Raw genomic sequence first — 21,722 nt, 5'->3', positions numbered from 1 at the left:
CCCCGGTGCGAGTCGTCCGTCATGGCCGCCCCCAGTGCGAGTCGTCCGTCAGGCGCCTGGCGATCTCCTCCAGCGCCTCCAGGGTTTCCTTGTTGGCGATCTGAGTGGAGAGCACGTCCTCTTCGGTGATCAGCTGCTCACGCCACTGCAGTATGGGCTCCAGCGGCACGATGCCGAGGACCACGCTGTCGCCGATGCCCTGTTCGGCGGCGAGCCGGCGCAGCGCCTCGTCGCAGGCCAGCATCCAGGCGGCCTGGGCTGGTGTGCCCTGGGACCACAGGGGCGACTCGGGGTCGGGTACGGCGGCCCGCACGAAGCGGATGGCGGCGCGCAGGGCCTCCTCGTCGTGCCCGCGTTCGACTCCGCCGCCGATGATGCCGTGGTCCTTGTGGACCAGTCCGGAGGCGGCGATCACGTGCTGCCGGGTCCAGCGGTGGAAGACGAGCCAGCGGAAGGGGACGTTGCGCATCCGGGGGTGGGCGGTCGCCGCGAGGACCATGTCGACGGCGTAGCTGCGGCCGGCGCTGAGGTCGACGACGGTGAGGTCGAACTCGCCGTTGAGCCGCAGCAGCAGGTCGATGCACCGCTCGAGGGCTTCCTCGCCGGTGGCGAACTCGCCGCCGCCGATGTCGCCGGGGAACAGCACCAGGCGGCCGGACTGGTTCGGACGGGCCCGCAGCAAGGGGTGCTCGGTCTGCCGCCAGACGTCGATCCTGGCCGGTTCGGCCGTCTCGCCCTCCAGGTAGGAGTGGAGGCCGCGCTGGTCGGTGCCGCGCATCGCGCCGGGGACGTCGAAGACGGCGGCGGCCGTGGGCGAGCCGAAGTCGAAGTCCACGTACGCCACGTGGTCGCCGGCGAGGGCGCGCTGGTAGGCCAGGTTGGCGCTGGTCACCGAGCGTCCGGTGCCTCCCTTGTCGGAGGCGGCGAAGACGAACACGCTCACACCTCCTGCGCGGCGGCGCCCCTGGCCTGGGCCAGGGTGTCGAGTTCCTGGAGCACGGGCAGGGCCAGTGCGAAGGCGGTGGCGGGCCGGTCGTCGACCAGGCTGCGGGCGTGGTCGAGACGGCTTTCGACGCTCCGCATGGCCCGGGCTCTGCTGCCGTCGGCGGCCGCGGCGGCCTCCAGCTGCTCCCTGCCGAACAGGTGAGTGGCCTCGCTGAGCAGTTCGCGGGCGAGGTCTGCGAGTTCGGGGCTGCGGATGGGCTGCTGCTCGTACAGGTTACGGGCGGCGACGAGGCATTCGGTGACGCGCTCGGTGATGCTCCAGGACATGCGTGTCCCGACGTCGTGCGCCTCGGGGTAGACGGCCCGGACGTTGTCCCAGAGGCCGGCGCCGTCGTCGTCCTCCGCGATCCGCCGTGACCACAGGTGCTCGAAGGTCTGCTCGGCGAGGCGCAGCAGACGGTCCTGTGCGCCGATGTTCCGGGAGAGCTCGGCGAGCTGGATGGTCCGCTTGAGGAGCTGCGCCGAGAAGTCGGGCATCCGCCACAGGAGGAGTCCACCGGAGCGCTCGGATCCGGCGAGGGGCATGGTGACGCCGGGGTTGTGGAGCCGGATGACGGGGTCGTTCCTGGTCATCCGGCTGGTGACACGGCCGCGGTCGGCGAGGCGCTCCATGACGGCGACGGTGCGGGTGAGGTCGTCGTCGGTGGCCTTCCGGCGGACCAGGTCGTGGACGAGGATGGCCGCGACGGTGAGGGAGAAGTACTCGGACTCCAGCCGGAGTCCGGTGGTCTGCCAGGGCAGGTCCTCCAGGGGCCAGCGCTCGGTGCCGAAGCGGGCGATGGCCGACCAGTACTGCTGGCTCAGCTCCCAGCGCAGCCGCAGTGCCTCGGCGAGTTTCTGCTGGTCGGCGTCGAGCAGACCGAGGGTCAGGGTGCGGTCGGAGAACAGGTCCTGGATACCGTCCAGGGCGACCACGGTGAAGTACACGTAGGGCAGCCGGTCGGCGAGGCCGTCGGGCTGGCCGGGGACCTGCACGTTCAGGTCGGTGATCTTCGGTGCGTCCTGCACGACGCCCCAGGCCCAGCCGCACTCGAAGAGCTGGCTCTCGTCGCGGATGCCCTCGTCGACCTCGATGCCGCGGCTGAGGCTCTCGATGATGGTGGCGCGCAGGGGACGTAACCTGCGGGAGAACTGCTGGAGGACGAGCCGGTCGGACTGCCTGCTCTGTCCGATGACCTGGATCAGCCGGTGGCCCTGTTCCGACTCGGCGTCGAAGACGTTGACGGTGAAGGAGCGCAGCAGGCTGATCATCGCGGCGGTCAGCCGGGCGTTGGTGGCTTCTCTCAGCTCGGTGATCGCCTTGCGCATCTCCGGGCGGGTCGTGGTGCCCTCGTAGACCTTGAGGAAACCGAGGGTGGCGAGGCAGAGCGTGACGGACATGGAGTAGGAGTCGACCACGCCCAGCTGGCCCTGCTCGTGCGTCACCTTCTCCTCGGGGGTGCCGGGGCGGAAGTAGTGCCCGCCGGCGAAGGTGGGGCTGTCGTCCGTCCCGGTGTGGGTACGCATGAACTGGGTCAGCGCGGTCACCAGGTTGGGCGGGATCTCCAGCCGGCTGCCGACCCGGTCGAGCGCGCGCAGGACGTCACGTTCGGTGGTGTCCGGCTGGTCGAGACGGAAGGCGGGGACCTCGGTGGCCGGGTAGAGCAGACAGAGCAGGCGTTCGGCGTCCGCGACGCTGCTCAGCCGGTCGGCGTCCCCCTGGACGAGTTTCCCGTCCTCGAACGCGTGACGGGCCATGGCCTGCCAGATGTCCAGCAGATGCTGGCGTGGCTTGATCTGCATTCCCGCACCCCTCGTACAGATCTCGTTGCCCTGTGTTCAGCATGGTCCCCGTTCTCAGGGGGTGGCAATCTCCGAATTGCGCCGCCCCAGGGCGAGGAGGATTCCCTCGTGTCCCGGCCGCACCATGTGGTGCAGATCGTGGATCTCCAGCTCACCCGTGAACGGTTCCAGGCTCTCCCTGACCCGGTCCTCGTTCACCCGGTAGGCCGGGTAGTCGTGTTCGCCGACGCGATAGCCGACCGACTCCTTCATGAACGCGGCGGCGAACGGCGCCCCTTCACTGAGCGCGTTCATGAAGCACCGCACGCCCCGGTGGAACTCCTCGGGGCACTCGGACATCGAGTCGGCGACGAAGAACATCGTCCCGATGTCCCAGCGACGGTGTCCGTCCAGGTCGAACAGGTTGCCCCGTTCCACTCTGGCGACCTCGCCGAACCGTGCCCTCGGCTCGATCGCGCCGTAGGCGGGGGCGCCCCGGAGCTCCTCCCAGAACGCGTCCCACGCCGTGTCGTAACTCCCGGAGGAGACCTGCCTCTCCAGATACGCGACGTTCGGACGCGCGTACTCGAGCAGGAGCACCTTCTCGCACCACGGCAGCATGGACAGCGCGGGATAGAGGTTCGCGCCCGCGCCGACATCGACACCGCGCACCGAGTTCGGCACGCCGGAGGCGAAAGAGCGGCTGAAGTAGTCGCGCATCAACCGGACGATCAGCAGATCGACTTCGAGCGGCGTCCGGTAGTTGTTGTCGACGTACACCTCTGGATCGAACTTCGACCACGGTGCGTCGGCGTTACGATCCATAGTCACCCTGCCACGTTCCATTCGAAATCCCGACCGGGCCCTGTGCCGTGTGCGCGGGCCCGTGGACGCCGTCCGACGAGGGAAGCGTCTTCTTTGCTCGCACGGTAGGCCACCAGGGCACTCCGAGACAGCCGGGAACCCGCCAGTCCGCAACCGCCGGGCGCACGTCGGGCGCACCGTGGCACACCCGAACTCGCCCTTGCACGACGTTAGTTGGACGCTCACTGTAGCGAGAGGGAGTCACTGCCCGCCACACGTGGCGTCATTCCATCGTGTGTATGGCGGCAGTGCTGTCCGCGTTGACGTCCGCACGTCCCGAGTTGGGGGTGGCATGACCGCCGAACCGCTGGAACGCTCCTTGGACCGCCACGAGCAACGTACGGTGCCGGCCCCGTACCCGGACACCCTGCCACCGGTCCTGCGGACGGCACGCGACTCCGACCTGTCCGAACTGCGGCGGCTCGACGAGGAGGTCTTCCAGGACGTCTCCTATCCCGGCTTCCTCCTGCGCCAGCTCTTCGACATGTACGAGGAACACTTCCTGGTCCTCGACGACGGCGCGGGCCGGCTGCGCGGCTACGTCCTGGCCGCCACCAGGGCGCTCGGCCAGGACAGCTGGATACTCGGTCTGTGCGTCACCCAGGACCGCCGTCGGCACGGGCTGGGCCGGGAGCTGATGACGGAGGTCCTGAGCCGGTTGCGCCGGGACGGCATAGAAGTGGTCCGCCTCACCGTGGAGCCCGCCAACGTCGCCGCCATCCTGCTCTACCGCTCCCTGGGCTTCCGTCCCGAGGACCCCGACGCCGGTCTGCGCCGGGACTACTTCGGCCCGGGGATGGACCGCCAGATCATGCGCCTGGACCTTCCGGGCCGGGCGGACCGGGGGCCAGGGGGCTGAGGGCCAGGGGGCTGAGGGCCAGGGGGCTGACGGGCAGGAGCGCCGGGGGCCGGGAGCGCCGAAGGCCAGCAGCGCCGAAGGCCGGGAGCGCCTTCCCGGGCCGGGAGAGCAGAAGGCTAGGAAGGCGTGCCCGCCGAGTGCAGGAGGCGGGTCACGTCGGCGGAGCAGAGGGTGAGGGCCGCGCCGACCGTCGCCAGGGCGTCGCGTTCGGCGGAGGTGTAGGGGCCGTCGGCCAGGGCGATGCGGGCGCCCTGGAGGAGGATCGACTCGCGGCCGACTGCGGCGAGGTGCGGGGCCAGCGGGTCCAGCGCCTCGTGCAGTTCTATGACCAGGCCGGGCACACAGGGCTCCCCGTGGACCCGGCCGGTGTCCGCCTCCAGGGCCTCGACCAGCGCGTTCAGCCGGTCCTCGTCGCAGTCCTCGTAACCGGCCGCGCGCACCGCGACGGCCGCCGTCTCCAGCGACGTACGGGAGCAGGTACCGCCCGCGGCCAGGACCGCGAGGGCGACCGTGTGGACGGCGTCGCGGAGCATCGCGGAGAAGCGGGTGGTGGTCGGGTGGTCGAGGACGTCGGTGCCGTAGTGGCGGCGGCAGGCCGCGCACTCGACGGTCGGCGCGGACTCACCGCGCGGCAGCACGGGCACGCCGAGCAGGGTGAAGCGGCGTCGGCCGGTGAGCCGCTGGTAGTTGCGGTCGCCTCCGCAGCCGGGGCAGAAGAACTCGCCGTCGCCGGCGGGTGTCCACGCGGTGCGTGTGCCCAGGATGCGCGGCAGCCGGGCAGCTCGGCCGTTTCGTCCCCGTCCAGGCAGCACGTCGCACCTCCGTAACGGCGCGACAGCATCGTCGCGCTTGCGTGATGTTAGCCACATCACCGACGCGGAGTCAGTACCCGGGAAGAGACCTTTCCGTGACCTGCCCGGATATATGGCCGGTATATGACGGGGCCCCGCCCGCCGTCTTCCGGCGAGGGGGGCCCCGAACCGCTGATTCGGCTGGTCAGCGAGCCGCTCGGTTGACGGCGGAGACGACCGCCTTCAGCGAGGCCCGCGTGGTGTTCGCGTCGATTCCGATCCCCCACAGCACCTTGTCGCCGATGGCGCACTCGATGTAGGACGCGGCCTGCGCCGAGGCGCCCTCGCTCATCGTGTGCTCCTGGTAGTCCAGCAGGCGTACGTCGATGCCGACGCCCTGCAGCGCGTGGAAGAACGCCGAGATCGGGCCGTTGCCGGTGCCGACCAGAGTGGTCTCCACCCCGTCGACCGTGGCGTCGACGGTGAGGGTGTCGATGCCGTCGCGGTCGGTCGTGGTCTGGCCGTTGGCGACCTGGATGCGGCCCCAGGGGTTGTCCGGGTTGGGCAGGTACTCGTCCTGGAAGACGTCCCGAATCGCCGTCGGGGTGATCTCGCCGCCCTCGGCGTCCGTCTTGGCCTGGATCAGTTTGGAGAACTCGATCTGCATCCGGCGCGGCAGGTCCAGCTTGTGGTCGTTCTTCAGGACGTAGGCGATACCGCCCTTGCCGGACTGCGAGTTGACGCGGATGACCGCCTCGTAGGAGCGGCCGACGTCCTTGGGGTCGATCGGCAGGTACGGGACCGCCCACTCGATGTCGTCGACGGTGACGCCCCTGGCCTTCGCGTCGGCCTCCATGGCGTCGAAGCCCTTCTTGATGGCGTCCTGGTGGGAGCCGGAGAAGGACGTGTAGACCAGGTCGCCCACGTACGGGTGGCGCGGGTGGACCTCCATCTGGTTGCAGTACTCCCACGTGCGACGGATCTCGTCGATGTCGGAGAAGTCGATCTGCGGGTCGACGCCCTGGGAGAACAGGTTCATGCCCAGGGTGACCAGGTCGACGTTGCCGGTACGCTCGCCCTGCCCGAACAGGCAGCCCTCGACGCGGTCGGCGCCGGCCATGACCGCCAGCTCGGCCGCCGCCACCGCCGTACCGCGGTCGTTGTGCGGGTGGGCGGACAGCACCACGTGCTCGCGACGGGAGAGGTTGCGGTGCATCCACTCGAAGCGGTCCGCGTGCGTGGCGGGGGTGGAACGCTCCACGGTGGCGGGCAGGTTGAGGATGATCTCGCGACCGGGGCCGGGCTGGTAGGTGTCCATCACCGCCTCGCAGACCTCCAGGGCGAAGTCCAGCTCGGTGTCGGTGAAGATCTCGGGGCTGTACTGGTAGCCGAACTCCGTCTCGGGGCCCAGCAGTTTCTCGGCGTACTCCATGACCAGCCGGGTGCCGTCGACGGCGATCTGCTTGATGTCGTCCCTGGAACCGCGGAAGACGACACGGCGGAAGACCGGCGCGGTGGCGTTGTACAGGTGGACGGTGGCCCGCCGGGCGCCCTGCAGGGACTCCACCGTGCGCTCGATCAGGTCCTCGCGGGCCTGGGTCAGTACGGAGATCGTCACGTCGTCCGGGACGGCGTCCGGGTCCTCGATGATCGAGCGCACGAAATCGAAGTCGGTCTGGCCGGAGGCCGGGAAGCCGACCTCGATCTCCTTGTAGCCCATCTTGACCAGCAGGTCGAACATCGCACGCTTACGGGCGGGCGACATGGGGTCGATCAGCGCCTGGTTGCCGTCGCGCAGGTCGGTGGAGAGCCAGCGGGGGGCGGTGGTGATCCGCCGGTTCGGCCAGGTGCGGTCGGTGATGTCCACCTGCTCGTACCCGCGGTACTTGGCGGTCGGCATGGAACTGGGCTGCTGGCGGTTGGCCATGATGGCGTGGGCTCCTCGTGATGTCCGCGGTGTGCGGCACGTCCGCGACGTCCGCGACGTCCGCGTGTTCCGGAAGGACGGCCGACGGCACCACCAAGCTCCGCGGGGAGGGAGTCGGCCTTCTACAGGCCCTCGCCGCGGCAGCTAAGGAGAAGCAGCCCGAATCGCATGGTGCCCAGCACCCTAGCCGAGTCACGCGGGTCACGCGGGTCCGTATCAGTATGCGGGACCGCGGGGAGAACCGGGATAAAGAGTGCCGTATACCACTTGCGAGCGGCCGACGGGCCGCCTCGGCGCCGCATTTCACCAATCATGGTTGCAGATGGTGACAGTCGCGTCACGGAGTGCGATGGTTTTGGGCATGACGACACCCGGGGGCTTCGAGCCCGTCTTCTGCACCATCGTGCCGCCCCACGTCCTCGACAAGCTCGCCGAGCAGGCGGACCCCGTGCTCTCCGGGCCCGCCCGCCGGACCCTCCAGCGCGACGCCTTCGAGCGCACCCACCGCTCGCTGACCACGGTCATCGGCGCCCCCGCCGTCGCCCCGCGCGCCGGCGACGAACCCGAGAAGCCCCAGCGCACGATCTACGACGCCCGGCACGGCACCGACCTGCCGGGCAAGAAGGTGCGCGGCGAGGGCGAGGAGCCCGGCAAGGACGCCACCGTGAACCGCGCCTACGCGGCACTCGGCGCCACCTTCGAGCACTTCCTCAAGGTCTACGGGCGCAACTCCATCGACGGCGCCGGGATGCCGCTGGACGCCACCGTGCACTACGACCGCGAGTACAACAACGCCTTCTGGAACGGCGAGCAGATGGTCTTCGGCGACGGGGACGGGGAGATCTTCCTCGACTTCACCATCCCCCTCGACGTGATCGGCCACGAGCTGACCCACGGCGTGATCCAGCACACCGCCAACCTGACCTACTACGGCCAGCCGGGCGCCCTCAACGAGTCGGTGGCCGACGTCTTCGGCGCCCTCATCAAGCAGTACTCGCTCGGCCAGAGTGCCACCGAGGCCGACTGGCTGATCGGCGCCGGGCTGCTCGCCCCGCGCGTGACGGGTGTGGCGCTGCGCTCCATGAAGGCGCCGGGCACGGCGTACGACGACGACGTCCTCGGCAAGGACCCGCAGCCCGCGACGATGGACGACTACGTGCGCACCGGCCGCGACAACGGCGGCGTCCACATCAACTCCGGCATCCCCAACCACGCCTTCTACCTCTTCGCCACCGAGCTCGGCGGCAACGCCTGGGAGCGTGCCGGACAGGTCTGGTACGACGTGCTGACCGGCGGCGAGGTGGCGCAGGACGCGTCGTTCGCGGACTTCGCGACACTGACCGTGAAGGCCGCCCGGGCGCGCTACGGCGACGCCGACGAACTGGAGGCGGTGGGCAAGGCCTGGGAGCAGGTCGGGGTGCGCACACCGTAGTTCCGTACTAGACACGGACCCATGCGGATTCAGGTGAGGCGCACAGGAGGCTTCGCGGGCATCGAACGCCACGCGGAGGTCGACACCGCGGGACGCCCCGACGCGGCCGAGTGGCACGCCCTGGCGGAGCGGGCGGTCGCCGACGGGCGGACCACGCGGCCCGTCGGGGTGCCGGACGGGTTCAGCTACCAGATCACCGTGGACGGCAGGACGGTGTACGCCGCCGACCCCCGGCTGACGGACGAACAGCGGCGGCTGATCTCGCGGGTACTGAAGGAGGGTGCGTAACGGCGCTGCGGACGCGTAACGGCACTGTCGCGCAAGGGCGTTGACTTTCCTGACCGGCGGTACGGATGATCCGCGCATGGCGACCGATCCGAGCGCGAGCGCCCCGAGCGGGGCCGACCGGGGCACGGTGACGCACCCGGTGCCCCGGTTCCCGGACGGCTTCCTGTGGGGCGTGTCCACCTCGGCGCACCAGATCGAGGGCGCGGCCGAGCTGCGGAAGCCGTCCGTCTGGGACGTCTTCGCGTCCGAGCCGGGACGGATCAGGGACGGCTCGACGGCGGCGGTGGCCTGCGACCACTTCCACCGCTACCGCGAGGACGTGGCACTCCTCGCGGACCTGGGCGTGGACGCGTACCGCTTCTCGGTCTCCTGGCCGCGGGTGGACTCCCCCGGCGGCCTCGGCTTCTACGACCGTCTGGTCGACGAGCTGTGCGCGGCGGGCGTCCGACCGGTGCCGACGCTCTTCCACTGGGACCTGCCGGCGGACCTGGACTGGCTGGACCGGGACACGGCGCCGCGCTTCGCCGAGTACGTGTCGGTGGTCGCGGACCGGCTCGGCGACCGCGTCGGCAAGTGGATCACCCTCAACGAGCCCGCCGAGCACACCCTGCTGGGCCACGCCGTCGGCGCGCACGCCCCCGGCCGAAAGCTGCTGTTCGACGCCCTCCCGGTGGCCCACCACCAGCTCCTCGCCCACGGCCTGGCGGTGCGGGCCCTGCGCGCGTGCGGCGCCACGGACGTCGGGATCTCCAACTCGCACGGGCCGACCTGGCCGGCCTCCGACGGCCCGGCCGACCGGGAGGCGGCGGACTTCTACGACCTCCTCCTGAACCGGCTGTTCTCCGACCCCGTGCTCACCGGGCGGTATCCGGACGGCATCGCTGAGCTGATGCCGGGCGGCTCCAGGCGGACCGACGCCGACCTGGAGGTCGTCGCCGAGCCACTGGACTGGTACGGGGTGAACTACTACGCGCCGACGCGGGTGGGCGCCCCTCGGGGCGCGACGACCGAGTCCGGAGGCCTGACGCTCCCGGCGGAACTGCCCTTCTCCGTGCGCGAGATCGAGGGACGGCCGCTGACCGACTACGGCTGGCCCGTCGTCCCCGAGGGGCTGACGGAGCTGCTCACGGGCTTGCGCGACCGCTACGGCGACCGGCTCCCGCCGATCGTCATCACCGAGAACGGCTGCTCCTACGAGGGGCTCGACGACCGGGACCGCATCGCCTACCTCGACGGGCACGTCCGCGCCCTGCACCGGGCGGTGGAGGCGGGTGCGGACGTGCGCGGCTACTTCGTGTGGTCGCTGCTGGACAACTTCGAGTGGGCCGAGGGATACGCGCGCCGGTTCGGGCTGGTGCACGTCGACTTCGAGACGCACCGGCGCACGCCCAAGGCGTCGTACGGCTGGTTCCGGGATGTGATCCGCGCACAACGGTGAGTAGCGCCCAAGCGCGCGGGCCGGACAAGCGGTGGGCACCGGTCGGATAAAAGGTCTCGGTGCTGTCGGCGGGGAGTCGTACGCTGGAGGGAGCAGACCACACCCGTCACGCGGCGGACGCCGCAGAGGAGGATGTGCAGGCCTCGAGCGCCGGCCCATGACTCAGACACCCTCAGCTCAGACCCCCGCGCGGGGACAGGCGAGAGCACAGTTCACCGTCCCCGCCCAGCACCCCATGGTGACCGTGCTGGGATCAGGCGACTCCCTGTTGCGCGTGATCGAGAAGGCCTTCCCGGCGGCCGACATCCACGTCCGGGGAAACGACATCAGCGCGGTCGGCGACACCCATGACGTCGCCCTCATACAGCGCGTGTTCGACGAGATGATGCTGGTGCTCCGCACGGGGCAGCCGATGACGGAGGACGCAGTGGAACGCTCGATCGCCATGCTCAAGGCGAGCGAGAACGGGGAGAGCGACGGCCAGGAGACCCCGGCCGAGGTGCTCACGCAGAACATCCTGTCCTCGCGCGGCCGCACGATCCGCCCCAAGACGCTGAACCAGAAGCGGTACGTCGACGCGATCGACAAGCACACCATCGTCTTCGGTATCGGCCCCGCGGGCACCGGCAAGACCTACCTGGCGATGGCCAAGGCCGTGCAGGCCCTGCAGTCCAAGCAGGTCAACCGCATCATCCTGACCCGCCCGGCGGTCGAGGCGGGCGAGCGGCTCGGCTTCCTGCCGGGCACGCTCTACGAGAAGATCGACCCGTACCTGCGCCCGTTGTACGACGCGCTGCACGACATGCTCGACCCGGACTCGATCCCGCGGCTGATGGCGGCGGGGACGATCGAGGTCGCGCCGCTGGCCTACATGCGGGGCCGCAGCCAACCGGTTTTCACGAACGTCCTGACGCCGGACGGCTGGCGTCCCATCGGCGACCTCGAGGTAGGTGACCTCGTCATCGGCTCGAACGGCGAGCCGACTCCAGTACTCGGTGTGTACCCGCAGGGCGAGCGGGACATCTACCGCGTCACTGCCCAGGACGGCTCCTGGACCCTGTGCTGCGGCGAACACCTGTGGACGGTCCGGACGGCTTCGGACAAGCGCCGGAACAAGCCGTGGCGGGTCCTGGAGACGCAGGAGATGATCGGCAACCTGCGGGCGGCGCACGCACGCCGGTACGAATTGCCGCTGCTCACAGCACCCGTGCAGTTGCCCGAGCACGAGGTTCCCATGGCCCCGTACGCGCTCGGCTTGCTGCTCGGCGACGGTTGCCTGACCGGCTCCACAACGCCCTCGTTCGCGACAGAGGATCCTGAACTGGTGCGGGCGCTGGAAGAATCGCTTCCCGGCGTGACGGCGCGGCACCGCGGCGGCCTCGACTACGCGCTCAACCGGATCAAGGCACCGGGCGACGTCATCACGCTGGAGAACCCTGTCACGGGAATACTGCGTGAGCTGGATCTGCTGCGCACACATTCCAAGTTCGTCCCGGACGACTACTTGAACAACTCGGCGGAGATCCGGCTGGCTGTGCTGCAGGGCCTGCTCGACTCCGACGGCGGCCCGGTCACACAGGCGGACCGCACATGCCGCATCCAGTACACGACGACCTCGATCCTGCTGCGTGACGACGTGATCTCGCTGGTCAGGTCGCTGGGCGGAGTGGCGTACACGCGTCGCCGCCCTGCCGAGGGCCGCAAGCCGGGCCTCGCGAAGGGCCGCGAGGTCGCTCATCGCTATGACGCCCACACCATCGACATCCGGCTCCCGGAAGGCATCGAGCCCTTCCGCCTCGCCCGCAAGCGCGACACATACCACGCGGCCGGAGGCGGCGGACGCCCGATGCGGTTCATCGACAGCATCGAACCCGCGGGGCGGGAGGAGACCGTCTGCATCCAGGTGGCGGCTGAGGACTCGCTGTACGTCACCCAGGACTACCTGCTGACGCACAACACGCTCAATGACGCCTTCATCATCCTGGACGAGGCCCAGAACACCAGCCCCGAGCAGATGAAGATGTTCCTCACCCGCCTCGGCTTCGAGTCGAAGATCGTGATCACGGGTGACGTGACGCAGGTCGACCTGCCCGGCGGGACGAAGTCCGGTCTGCGGCAGGTGCAGGAGATCCTGGAGGGCCTGGACGACGTCCATTTCTCCCGGCTGTCGTCCCAGGACGTCGTCCGGCACAAGCTGGTGGGCCGTATCGTCGACGCGTACGAGCAGTACGACAGCAGGAACGGCACCGAGAACGGCGGCCACAACGGCGGCCGTACACCGCGAGACGGTGCCAAAACCAAGGGGAAGTAGACCAGCACGACCATGTCGATCGACGTCAACAACGAGTCCGGAACCGAGGTCGACGAGCAGGCGATCCTCGACATCGCCCGCTACGCGCTCGCGCGGATGCGCATCCACCCGCTCTCCGAGCTCTCGGTGATCGTCGTGGACGCCGACGCCATGGAGCAGCTCCACATCCAGTGGATGGACCTGCCGGGTCCGACGGATGTCATGTCCTTCCCGATGGACGAGCTGCGTCCGCCGGCGAAGGACGAGGAGGAGCCGCCGCAGGGGCTGCTCGGCGACATCGTGCTCTGCCCGGAGGTCGCCGCCAGGCAGGGCACCGAGGCACCGACGCGGCACTCCATGGACGAGGAGCTCCAGTTGCTCACCGTCCACGGGGTGCTGCACCTGCTCGGTTACGACCACGAGGAGCCGGACGAGAAGGCCGAGATGTTCGGTCTGCAGGCCGCCATCGTGGACGGCTGGCGTGCGGAGAAGGGCCTGACCGGCCCGTCCCCGGCCCCGACCGTCTCATGAGCCTCCCGCTACTGGCCGGCGCGATCACCCTGGTGGTGATCGCCTGGCTCGCCGCGTGCGCGGAGGCGGGGCTCGCGAGGGTCTCCGCCTTCCGCGCGGAGGAAGCCGTACGGTCCGGACGGCGCGGCGCCGGGAAGCTCGCCCAGGTCGCGGCCGACCCGACGCGCCATCTCAACGTGGCGCTGCTGGTCCGCGTGGGCTGTGAGATGGCCGCCGCCGCGCTGGTGACGTACGCCTGTCTGAAGCAGTTCGACGGCACCGGTGAGGCGCTGGTGATCGCCATCGCGGTCATGGTGCTCGTCTCGTACGTCGCCGTCGGGGTGTCCCCGCGCACCATCGGACGCCAGCACCCGCTGAACACCGCGACCGCGGCGGCGTACGTCCTGGTGCCGCTGGACCGGATCATGGGCCCTGTCCCGTCGCTGCTCATCCTCATCGGCAACGCCCTCACCCCCGGCAAGGGCTTCCGCCGCGGCCCCTTCGCCTCCGAGGCGGAGCTGCGGGCGCTGGTCGACTACGCCGAGAAGGAGTCTCTGATCGAGGCCGAGGAGCGCCGCATGGTGCACTCGGTGTTCGAGCTGGGTGACACGCTGGTGCGGGAGGTCATGGTCCCGCGGACCGACCTCGTCGTCATCGAGCGCTACAAGACCATCCGCCAGGCCCTCACCCTCGCCCTGCGCTCGGGTTTCTCCCGGATCCCGGTCACCGGGGACAGCGAGGACGACATCGTCGGCATCGTGTACCTGAAGGACCTGGTCCGCCGGACGCACATCAGCCGGGAGGCGGAGAGCGACCTGGTCTCCACGGCGATGCGGCCGGCGTTCTTCGTGCCCGACACCAAGAACGCCGGTGACCTGCTGCGCGAGATGCAGAAGGAGCGCAACCACGTCGCCGTCGTGATCGACGAGTACGGCGGCACGGCGGGCATCGTCACCATCGAGGACATCCTGGAGGAGATCGTCGGCGAGATCACCGACGAGTACGACCGGGAGCTCCCGCCCGTCGAGGAGCTGGGCGAGGACCGTTTCCGGGTCACCGCCCGCCTCGACATCGGCGACCTGGGCGAGCTGTACGGCCTGGAGGAGTTCGACGACGAGGACGTGGAGACGGTGGGCGGTCTGCTGGCGAAGGCGCTGGGCCGGGTGCCGATCCCCGGTGCCTCGTCGATCGTGGAGCTGCCCGACGGCCGGGAGCTGCGGCTGACGGCGGAGACCGCGGCGGGCCGCCGGAACAAGATCGTGACGGTGCTGGTGGAGCCGGTGGGCGCGGTGGAGCGCGCCGAGGAGGCCGCGGCGTCGTGACCCCCGGGGAACTGCGCGACTTCTGCCTGTCCTTCAACGCCTCGGTGGAGGACTTCCCCTTCGGCCCCGAGACCTCGGTCTTCAAGGTGCTGGGGAAGATGTTCGCGCTCTCCGCGCTGGACGGGCACCCGCTCACGGTCAACCTCAAGTGCGACCCGGACGACGCGATCCGGCTGCGCGCCGGGCACCCGGGGCTCGTCGTCCCCGGTTGGCACATGAACAAGCGGCACTGGAACACGGTGACCGTGGACGGCGGGCTCCCGGACCGTGTCGTCCGGGAGCTGGTCGAGGACTCCTACGACCTGGTGGTCGCCGGACTGCCGCGCGCGGAGCGGCTCCGGCTCGACCGTCCCTGAGGAACGGGCGGGCCGCGATGCGTCCCTGAGGAACGGGCGGGCGGCGGTGCGTCCCTGAGAGCCCGGCGGGCCGTGGCGCTACGTATGCTCGCCTCATGACCGAGACTCCCGACCTCGACCCCGAGGACCGCAAGATCGTCACCCTGGCCCGCTCGGCCCGGGCCCGCAACGGCGTCCCCGAGGGCGCCGCCGTACGCGACGAGACCGGCCGTACGTACGTCGCCGGCACGGTCGCCCTGGACTCCCTCAAGCTCAGCGCCCTGCGTACGGCGGTGGCGATGGCGGTCGCCTCCGGCGCGAAGTCGCTGGAGGCGGCGGCGGTGGTGACCGAGTCCGGTTCGGCGTCGGAGGAGGACCGGGCGGCGGTCCGGGACCTGGGTGGTCCGAAGACGCCGGTGGTGGTGGCCGCGCCGGACGGCACGGTGCGTGACACGATGAGCGCGGGCTGACCCGGGCGTCGCGGGCCGGGCCGGGCGTCGCGGGCCCGGTGGGCGACCGTGGTACGGCGGGGCTCCGGGGATCAGGGACAATGGGCGCCATGAGTGTTCGTACCCAGTCATCCGAAGAGCCGGCCGAAGCTGTCCACAGGGCCGGTTTCGCCTGCTTCGTGGGCCGCCCCAACGCGGGCAAGTCCACCCTCACGAACGCTCTGGTCGGGCAGAAGGTGGCGATCACCTCGAACCGTCCGCAGACGACCCGGCACACCGTGCGGGGCATCGTGCACCGCCCGGAGGCGCAGCTGATCCTGGTGGACACCCCGGGGCTGCACAAGCCGCGCACACTGCTGGGCGAACGGCTCAACGACATCGTGCGGACGACGTGGGCCGAGGTGGACGTCATCGGTTTCTGCCTGCCCGCGAACGAGAAGCTGGGCCCCGGTGACCGCTTCATCGCCAAGGAACTGGCCGGGATCAAGAAGACCCCGAAGGTGGCGATCGTCACCAAGACCGACCTGGTGGACTCCAAGACCCTGGCCGAGCAGCTGATCGCGATCGACCAGCTCGGCCAGGAACTGGGCATCACCTGGGCGGAGATCGTCCCGGTGTCGGCCACCGGGAACCAGCAGGTGGACCTGCTCGCGGACCTGCTGACCCCGCTGCTGCCCGAGGGCCCCGCGCTCTACCCCGAGGGCGACCTGACCGACGAGCCCGAGCAGGTCATGGTCGCCGAGCTGATCCGGGAGGCCGCGCTGGAGGGCGTACGGGACGAGCTGCCGCACTCCATCGCGGTGGTCGTGGAGGAGATGCTCCCGCGCGAGGACCGCCCCGCCGACAAGCCGCTTCTGGACATCCACGCCAACGTCTACATCGAGCGCCCCAGCCAGAAGGGCATCATCATCGGCCCCAAGGGCAAGCGCCTGAAGGACGTCGGCATCAAGTCCCGCCAGCAGATCGAGGCGCTGCTCGGCACCCCGGTCTTCCTGGACCTGCACGTGAAGGTCGCCAAGGACTGGCAGCGCGATCCCAAGCAGCTGCGGCGGCTCGGTTTCTGAGCACGCTCGGATTCCGGTTCCGAGGACTCCGAGGAGTCACGGCGGTCAGGCCGGGCGGCGGAAGCCGATGGTCGGGACCGCGCGGCGCAGGGGCCAGGAGTCGGGCACGTCGGCGGGGACGAGGTCGGCCAGGAACGCGTAGCGGCGCAGGGCCGTCGGGTCCTGACGCTGGACCGACTGGACCTTGCGCCACCAGGTGGCGATCTCGCACCAGCCGGGCGCCGACAGCGAGCCGCCGAACTCCTGGACGGAGAGGGCGGCGGTCAGACCGGCGAAGGCGAGCCGGTCGGCCAGCGGCCAGTCGGCCAGGGTGCCGGTGACGAACCCGGCCACGAAGACGTCCCCGGCGCCGGTCGGGTCCAGTGCCGCCACCTCGATGGCCGGGACCTCGGCGCTCTCCCCCGTACGCCGGTCCACCGCGTACGCGCCGTCCGCGCCGAGGGTGACCACGGCGAGCGGCACGTGCTCGGTCAGGGCGTGCGCGGCGGCGCGGGGGCAGGTGGTGCCCGTGTAGCGCATGGCCTCCGCCGCGTTCGGCAGGAAGGCCTCGCAGTGCGCGAGGTCGGGCAGCCCGGCCAGGTCCCAGGCGCCGGTTTCGTCCCAGCCGACGTCGGCGAAGACACGGGTGCCGCGCGCGGCGGCCTGGGCGATCCAGGGGGCGCGGACGCCGGGTGTGAGGGAGGCGACGGCGGCTCGCGCGCGGGGCGGGCAGTCGGGGGACGGTTCCTCCGGCGGCGGTTCGTGGCCGTGGGAGACCATGGTGCGCTCCCCCTCGTACGCCATCGAGACCGTCACCGGCGAGTGCCAGCCGGGCACGGTGCGCGAGGGGGTCAGGTCGATGCCCTCGCCCTGGGCGAGGGCGTCCCAGCAGTAGTCGCCGTAGTGGTCGTCGCCGAAGGCCGCCGCCAGCGAGGTGCGCATGCCGAGCCTGGCCAGCGCGGTCGCCATGTTCGCCACGCCGCCCGGGCTGGAGCCCATCCCGCGGGCCCAGGACTCGGTACCGCGCACCGGGGCGGAGTCGAGCCCGGTGAAGATGACGTCGAGGAAGACGGTGCCGGTCAGGTACACGTCCCAGGGCGGGTCCTGGCGCGTGCGCAGCGCGGCGAGGGGATCGACGTGGGGGTGGTGGTGCGATGCCTCGTCCGGGACGTGGCGGTGCGTTCTGTCGGCGGCCGGCAGTACGGGCCTGGCGGGTACGTCGGACGCGGTGGACGCGACGGACGCGGTGGTCACGTCGGACACATCGGACGCGGTGGACGCGGTGGACGCGGTGGAGGCTGTCACGGTGCGCTCCCTGGCATGGTGCGGACCCCGCCAGTGTGCACCACGTCACCGACAACGCGGCGGTGTCCGGGCCGGTGGTGCCACGCCGAGGACGCCGACGGCCATAGCGGTACGGACGGTTACCAGCGCGGGACGGAAGGGGTGACCCACCCCGGGTCGGCCACCCGCATCGCCGCCGCGTCGTCGCGGTCCCGGAGCGTGCCGTCGTCGTCCAGCCAGCGCTGGTGCAGGAACGCCAGCCGGTCGCGGTCGAGTTCGACGCCGAGGCCGGGCGCGTCGGAGACCGTGACCCTGCCTCCGTCGAAGGTGAGCCGTTCGGTGAGCACGTCCTCGGACTGCCACGGGTAGTGGGAGTCGCAGGCGTGGTGGAGGTTCGGGACGGTGGCCGCCACGTGCGTCATGGCGGCGAGGCTGATGCCCAGGTGGGTGTTGGAGTGCATGGAGACCCCGACGCCGAAGGTGCGGCAGACGGCGGCGAGTTGCTGGGTGTTGCGCAGCCCACCCCAGTAGTGGTGGTCGGAGAGAACGACCTGTACGGCGCCCTTGGTGAACGCCTCCTGCACCTCGGCGAACGTCGTCACGCACATGTTGGTCGCCAGCGGCACCCCGGTCCTCGCGGCGACCTCCGCCATGGCCGGGGTGCCGAGCGCGGGGTCCTCCAGGTACTCCAGGACGTCCCCGATTTCCGCGGCGACCTTCAGCGACGTCTCCACGGACCAGGCGCCGTTGGGGTCGAGACGCAGCGGGTGTCCGGGGAAGGCCTCGGCGAGGGCCCTGACGGCGGCGGTCTCCTCCTCGGGCGGGAAGACGCCGCCCTTGAGCTTGAAGGAGGAGAAGCCGTAGCGGTCGGTGAAGGCGCGGGCCTGGGCGACGATCCCGGCCGGGTCGACGGCGGCGCCCCAGTCGTCCTTCTCGCTCGGCACGCCCTCGGGGTGGCCGGCCCACTTGTAGAAGAGGTACGCGCTGTACTCCACGGCGTCGCGCACCTTGCCGCCCAGCAGCGCGTGGACGGGCAGGCCGAGCGACTTGCCGAGAGCGTCCAGGCAGGCGACCTCGAAGCCCGAGACGACGGACAGGCGCAGCTTGTCGGCGGTCTGGACGCCACGCAGCCCGCCGACGTCCACTCGTCCCAGGACCCGTGAGGCGTCGACGGCGACCTCGTCGGCGAGGAGCAACAGGGCGCCCAGGTCACTGACCTGGCGGCCGACGAGTTTCCCGGCGAAGGGGCGGGCCAGTTCGAGGTACTTGGCGTCGCCGTACGTCTCGCCGACGCCGGTGATCCCGTCGGCGGTCTCCACCTCCACGATCAGGCGGGGAGTGTACGGCTGGTGGACGCCCTGCGTGTTGAGCAGGGGCGGATCGGCCACCAGGATCGGTGTGAGGCGTACGGCGGCGATGGTGAGGTCGCGGGTCACGGGGCGGCTCCTACGGGGTCGGGTCCGGCCGTGGTCAGCGGGCGGTGTCGAGACCCACGCCCCTCACCCTGTCTCCGCACCTGTGTCTGTGCCTGCGTCTGCGTATGTAGATGACATCCACGTACAGGGATGGAGGTTAGACAGGGGGACGGAAGGCGTCAATGGCGCGACACAGCGGGCCCCGGCAGGCCGCGGCCACACCGGGGTCCGGGTCGGGACGGGTCACGCGGAGGGGAACTCGTACGCCTCCACCTCGGCGAGGTAACGGGCCCGCAGTTCCTCGTCGTCCTCCAGGAAGGAGGCGAGGAAGGAGTTGCGGGCCAGCTCCCGCAGCCGCTCCTCGGTGAGGCCGAGGGACTGGCGTACGGCGTCGAAGTTGTCGCCCGCGTAGCCGCCGAAGTAGGCCGGGTCGTCGGAGTTGACCGTGCAGAGCAGGCCCGCGTCGAGCATGGCGGGCAGCGGGTGGTCGGCGAGGGTGTCGATCGTGCGCAGCCGGACGTTGGACAGCGGGCACAGGGTCAGCGGGACGCGCTCGCGCACCAGCCGTTCGACCAGCGCCGGGTCCTCCACCGAGCGCAGACCGTGGTCGATCCGCTCGACACCGAGGATGTCCAGGGCCTCGGTGACGTACTCCGGCGGCCCCTCCTCACCCGCGTGCGCGACCCGGCGCAGCCCGAGGCCGGCGGCGGCCTCGTACACCTCGCGGAACTTCACCGGCGGGTGGCCGACCTCGGCCGAGTCCAGGCCGACGCCGGTGATGCGGTCGAGGTGGGGCTTTGCCGCGTCGAGGGTCGTCAGCGCCGACTCGGCGGACTCGTCGCGCAGGAAGCACATGATCAGGCGGGTGGAGACGCCGTGGTTGTCGCGGCTGGTGCTCAGCGCCCGCCACAGGCCCTCCACCACCGTGTCCATCTCCACGCCCCGGGCGAGGTGTGCCTGCGGGTCGAAGAAGATCTCCGCGTGCCGCACGCCCTGGGCGGCGGCACGGGTGAGGTAGGCGTTCGCCAGGTCCTCGAAGTCCCGCTCGGTGCGCAGGACGGCCATGAGCTCGTAGTACAGGTTCAGGAAGGACTGGAGGTCCTCGAACCGGTACGCCTCGCGCAGCGCGTCCGTGTCCGCGTACGGGAGGGACACGCCGTTGCGGGCGGCCAGCTCGAAGGCCAGCTCCGGCTCCAGGGTGCCTTCGATGTGGAGGTGCAGTTCAGCTTTGGGCAGAGGCATCAGAGAATCGTACGACCGTTTTACCGGCGTTTCGGAACCGGGACTCTCAGTAGGTCGTGGGCGACGGTCAGCTCACCGTCGTAGCCGGCGGCCCGGGCCTGCCGCTCGAACTCCCCGGGGTCCGAGTAGCGCTGACTGAAGTGGGTCAGCACCAGGTGCCGTACGCCCGCGTCCCGGGCGGCCCGCGCGGCCTGGCCGGCGGTGAGGTGCCCGTGGTCGGTGGCGAGCGCCTCGTCCTCGTCGAGGAACGTGGACTCGATGACCAGCAGGTCGCAGCCCTCGGCCAGCGCGTGCACGCCGTCGCACAGCCGGGTGTCCATGACGAACGCGAACCGCTGACCGCGGCGGATCTCGCTGACGTCGTCGAGCGGGACCCCGTTCAGCGAGCCCTCGCGCTGGATGCGGCCCACGTCGGGGCCCTTGATGCCGTGCGCGGCGAGGCGTTCGGGCAGCATGCGGCGGCCGTCGGGCTCGGTGAGGCGGTAGCCGTAGGACTCGACGGGGTGGGAGAGCCGGTGGGCATCGAGGGTGTAGGCGGAGGTGACCGCGAGGACGCCGTCGGTGGCGACCGGGGCCTCGGTGAGGACGACCGTCTCGCGGTAGGCGGTGGCGTACCGCAGGCGGTCGAAGAAGCGCCGGCCGGAGAGCGGGTAGTGGGCGGTGACCTCGTGCGGGACCCGGTCGAGGTTGATCCGCTGGATGACGCCCGCGAGGCCCAGGCTGTGGTCGCCGTGGAAGTGCGTGACGCAGATCCGGTTCAGGTCGTGGGCGGCGACCCCGGCGCGCAGCATCTGCCGCTGTGTGCCCTCGCCGGGGTCGAACAGGATGCCCTCGCCGTCCCAGCGCAGCAGGTAGCCGTTGTGGTTGCGGTGCCGGGTCGGGACCTGGCTGGCGGTGCCGAGGACCACCAGTTCGCGTACGGACACGGGATGCCTATCCGGGGGGCCATTCGAGGCCGCGGCCGCCGAGGACGTGGGCGTGGGTGTGCCAGACGGTCTGGCCCGCGCCGGTGCCGGTGTTGAAGATCGTGCGGTAGCTGTCCAGCTTCTCCTGGTCCGCGACCGCCCGGGTCTCGCGCAGGACGTCCGCGGCGAGTTCCGGGGCGCCGGCGGCGAGGGCGGCGGCGTCCTGGTAATGCGCCTTGGGGATCACCAGGACGTGGGTGGGCGCCTGGGGGTTTATGTCCCGGAAGGCGACGGTCGTCTCGGTCTCGCGGACGATCGTCGCGGGGATCTGGCCTGCGACGATCTTGCAGAACAGGCAGTCGTCCTGTGGTTCCCCTGCCATGGGGTTCTCCTCACGCCGGTGATCTTCTTACGGCATCGTATCCGCCGGGCCGTCGGCGGTCGGGCCGTCGGTCCGTGGGCGCTCGGGCCGTGGGCGCTCGGGCCGTGGGCGCTCGGGCCGTGGGCCGTCGCGCCCGCCGTTGCGGCTACGGCGGGCGCGGGCGGCCTCCGGTTACGGCAG

General features: G+C 70.7%; 20 protein-coding genes. 10 read left to right on the top strand and 10 right to left on the bottom strand.

Annotated elements, in window-relative coordinates; translation table 11 throughout:
• Positions 1-19: 19 nt before the first annotated feature.
• Genes ABEA26_RS12030 through ABEA26_RS12020 form a run of 3 tightly spaced genes read right to left on the bottom strand, consistent with a single transcriptional unit; the run spans position 20 to position 3,612 of the window.
• Entirely contained in the window at positions 20-937 is a 918-nt protein-coding gene (locus tag ABEA26_RS12030) for an SCO2523 family variant P-loop protein (protein WP_345591823.1), read from the bottom strand.
• A 2-nt stretch (positions 938-939) separates the two neighbouring features.
• The gene (locus ABEA26_RS12025; RefSeq protein ID WP_345591800.1) at positions 940-2,787 is read right to left on the bottom strand and encodes an SCO2524 family protein; all 1,848 of its coding nucleotides are present in this window, start codon (positions 2,785-2,787) and stop codon (positions 940-942) included.
• 54 nt (positions 2,788-2,841) lie between these two features.
• Positions 2,842-3,612, bottom strand: a complete 771-nt coding sequence (locus tag ABEA26_RS12020) for an SCO2525 family SAM-dependent methyltransferase (RefSeq protein ID WP_345591799.1) — start codon at positions 3,610-3,612, stop codon at positions 2,842-2,844.
• 310 nt (positions 3,613-3,922) lie between these two features.
• On the opposite strand from ABEA26_RS12020, the gene ABEA26_RS12015 reads away from it, so the two are divergent.
• Positions 3,923-4,489 carry a GNAT family N-acetyltransferase gene (locus ABEA26_RS12015; RefSeq protein WP_345591798.1) on the top strand — a complete coding sequence of 189 codons (567 nt, stop codon included), beginning with the start codon at positions 3,923-3,925 and terminating at the stop codon, positions 4,487-4,489.
• 116 nt (positions 4,490-4,605) lie between these two features.
• Here the strand turns inward: ABEA26_RS12015 and ABEA26_RS12010 are convergent, their stop codons facing one another.
• Together ABEA26_RS12010 and leuA are read right to left on the bottom strand one after the other, a co-directional pair.
• On the bottom strand, positions 4,606-5,301 hold the full coding sequence (locus ABEA26_RS12010; RefSeq protein ID WP_345591797.1) for a TerB family tellurite resistance protein: 696 nt from the start codon (positions 5,299-5,301) through the stop codon (positions 4,606-4,608).
• A 184-nt stretch (positions 5,302-5,485) separates the two neighbouring features.
• On the bottom strand, positions 5,486-7,207 hold the full coding sequence (gene leuA / locus ABEA26_RS12005) for a 2-isopropylmalate synthase (protein WP_345591796.1): 1,722 nt from the start codon (positions 7,205-7,207) through the stop codon (positions 5,486-5,488).
• Positions 7,208-7,568: 361 nt separating this feature from the next.
• On the opposite strand from leuA, the gene ABEA26_RS12000 reads away from it, so the two are divergent.
• From ABEA26_RS12000 to era, 9 genes are all read left to right on the top strand, one after another.
• Positions 7,569-8,639 (top strand): M4 family metallopeptidase, encoded by a 1,071-nt coding sequence (locus tag ABEA26_RS12000; RefSeq protein WP_345591795.1) that lies wholly within the window; start codon positions 7,569-7,571, stop codon positions 8,637-8,639.
• 21 nt (positions 8,640-8,660) lie between these two features.
• Complete coding sequence (locus ABEA26_RS11995; RefSeq protein WP_345591794.1) at positions 8,661-8,927, top strand: protealysin inhibitor emfourin; 267 nt, start codon at positions 8,661-8,663, stop codon at positions 8,925-8,927.
• A gap of 76 nt (positions 8,928-9,003) precedes the next feature.
• Positions 9,004-10,365: a GH1 family beta-glucosidase gene (locus tag ABEA26_RS11990; RefSeq protein ID WP_345591793.1), complete on the top strand. Its 1,362-nt coding sequence runs from the start codon at positions 9,004-9,006 to the stop codon at positions 10,363-10,365.
• 157 nt (positions 10,366-10,522) lie between these two features.
• Entirely contained in the window at positions 10,523-12,676 is a 2,154-nt protein-coding gene (locus ABEA26_RS11985) for a PhoH family protein (RefSeq protein ID WP_345591792.1), read from the top strand.
• A gap of 12 nt (positions 12,677-12,688) precedes the next feature.
• Positions 12,689-13,186 (top strand): rRNA maturation RNase YbeY, encoded by a 498-nt coding sequence (ybeY, locus tag ABEA26_RS11980; protein ID WP_345591791.1) that lies wholly within the window; start codon positions 12,689-12,691, stop codon positions 13,184-13,186.
• Entirely contained in the window at positions 13,183-14,487 is a 1,305-nt protein-coding gene (locus tag ABEA26_RS11975; protein WP_345591789.1) for a hemolysin family protein, read from the top strand. The genes ybeY and ABEA26_RS11975 overlap by 4 nt, the downstream gene beginning before the upstream one ends.
• Positions 14,484-14,843 carry an MmcQ/YjbR family DNA-binding protein gene (locus ABEA26_RS11970; protein WP_345591787.1) on the top strand — a complete coding sequence of 120 codons (360 nt, stop codon included), beginning with the start codon at positions 14,484-14,486 and terminating at the stop codon, positions 14,841-14,843. Before ABEA26_RS11975 ends, ABEA26_RS11970 begins: the two co-directional genes overlap by 4 nt.
• 95 nt (positions 14,844-14,938) lie before the next feature.
• On the top strand, positions 14,939-15,292 hold the full coding sequence (locus tag ABEA26_RS11965; protein WP_345591785.1) for a cytidine deaminase: 354 nt from the start codon (positions 14,939-14,941) through the stop codon (positions 15,290-15,292).
• An 89-nt stretch (positions 15,293-15,381) separates the two neighbouring features.
• A complete protein-coding gene (gene era / locus ABEA26_RS11960) occupies positions 15,382-16,335 on the top strand; it encodes a GTPase Era (protein ID WP_345591784.1) in 954 nt (317 codons plus the stop codon).
• Positions 16,336-16,380: 45 nt separating this feature from the next.
• Here era and ABEA26_RS11955 read toward each other — a convergent pair whose 3' ends face one another.
• The 5 genes from ABEA26_RS11955 to ABEA26_RS11935 form a co-directional block, all read right to left on the bottom strand.
• Positions 16,381-17,514 carry a carbohydrate kinase family protein gene (locus ABEA26_RS11955; protein WP_425587822.1) on the bottom strand — a complete coding sequence of 378 codons (1,134 nt, stop codon included), beginning with the start codon at positions 17,512-17,514 and terminating at the stop codon, positions 16,381-16,383.
• A gap of 224 nt (positions 17,515-17,738) precedes the next feature.
• Positions 17,739-19,034 carry a glucarate dehydratase family protein gene (locus tag ABEA26_RS11950; protein ID WP_345591783.1) on the bottom strand — a complete coding sequence of 432 codons (1,296 nt, stop codon included), beginning with the start codon at positions 19,032-19,034 and terminating at the stop codon, positions 17,739-17,741.
• Positions 19,035-19,256: 222 nt separating this feature from the next.
• On the bottom strand, positions 19,257-20,255 hold the full coding sequence (locus tag ABEA26_RS11945) for an adenosine deaminase (RefSeq protein ID WP_345591781.1): 999 nt from the start codon (positions 20,253-20,255) through the stop codon (positions 19,257-19,259).
• Between the two features lie 20 nt (positions 20,256-20,275).
• The gene (locus tag ABEA26_RS11940) at positions 20,276-21,181 is read right to left on the bottom strand and encodes a ribonuclease Z (RefSeq protein WP_345591780.1); all 906 of its coding nucleotides are present in this window, start codon (positions 21,179-21,181) and stop codon (positions 20,276-20,278) included.
• 7 nt (positions 21,182-21,188) lie between these two features.
• Entirely contained in the window at positions 21,189-21,542 is a 354-nt protein-coding gene (locus ABEA26_RS11935) for a histidine triad nucleotide-binding protein (protein WP_345591779.1), read from the bottom strand.
• Between the last annotated feature and the right edge of the window lie 180 nt (positions 21,543-21,722).

The organism is Streptomyces marokkonensis (genome assembly GCF_039539045.1).
Taxonomy (GTDB): domain Bacteria; phylum Actinomycetota; class Actinomycetes; order Streptomycetales; family Streptomycetaceae; genus Streptomyces; species Streptomyces marokkonensis.
The sequence above is the reverse complement of the archived record's forward strand: the minus strand, read 5'-3'. Positions and strand labels throughout refer to the sequence as shown.

What these genes read in the sequence shown, in the direction of transcription:
- ABEA26_RS12025 (WP_345591800.1), bottom strand. Translation starts at nt 2,787, where the DNA reads ATGCAGATCAAGCCACGCCAGCATCTGCTGGACATCTGGCAGGCCATG.
- ABEA26_RS12020 (WP_345591799.1), bottom strand. Translation starts at nt 3,612, where the DNA reads ATGGAACGTGGCAGGGTGACTATGGATCGTAACGCCGACGCACCGTGG.
- ABEA26_RS12015 (WP_345591798.1), top strand. Translation starts at nt 3,923, where the DNA reads ATGACCGCCGAACCGCTGGAACGCTCCTTGGACCGCCACGAGCAACGT.
- leuA (WP_345591796.1), bottom strand. Translation starts at nt 7,207, where the DNA reads ATGGCCAACCGCCAGCAGCCCAGTTCCATGCCGACCGCCAAGTACCGC.
- ABEA26_RS12000 (WP_345591795.1), top strand. Translation starts at nt 7,569, where the DNA reads ATGACGACACCCGGGGGCTTCGAGCCCGTCTTCTGCACCATCGTGCCG.
- ABEA26_RS11995 (WP_345591794.1), top strand. Translation starts at nt 8,661, where the DNA reads ATGCGGATTCAGGTGAGGCGCACAGGAGGCTTCGCGGGCATCGAACGC.
- ABEA26_RS11990 (WP_345591793.1), top strand. Translation starts at nt 9,004, where the DNA reads ATGGCGACCGATCCGAGCGCGAGCGCCCCGAGCGGGGCCGACCGGGGC.
- ABEA26_RS11985 (WP_345591792.1), top strand. Translation starts at nt 10,523, where the DNA reads ATGACTCAGACACCCTCAGCTCAGACCCCCGCGCGGGGACAGGCGAGA.
- ybeY (WP_345591791.1), top strand. Translation starts at nt 12,689, where the DNA reads ATGTCGATCGACGTCAACAACGAGTCCGGAACCGAGGTCGACGAGCAG.
- ABEA26_RS11975 (WP_345591789.1), top strand. Translation starts at nt 13,183, where the DNA reads ATGAGCCTCCCGCTACTGGCCGGCGCGATCACCCTGGTGGTGATCGCC.
- ABEA26_RS11965 (WP_345591785.1), top strand. Translation starts at nt 14,939, where the DNA reads ATGACCGAGACTCCCGACCTCGACCCCGAGGACCGCAAGATCGTCACC.
- era (WP_345591784.1), top strand. Translation starts at nt 15,382, where the DNA reads ATGAGTGTTCGTACCCAGTCATCCGAAGAGCCGGCCGAAGCTGTCCAC.
- ABEA26_RS11945 (WP_345591781.1), bottom strand. Translation starts at nt 20,255, where the DNA reads ATGCCTCTGCCCAAAGCTGAACTGCACCTCCACATCGAAGGCACCCTG.
- ABEA26_RS11935 (WP_345591779.1), bottom strand. Translation starts at nt 21,542, where the DNA reads ATGGCAGGGGAACCACAGGACGACTGCCTGTTCTGCAAGATCGTCGCA.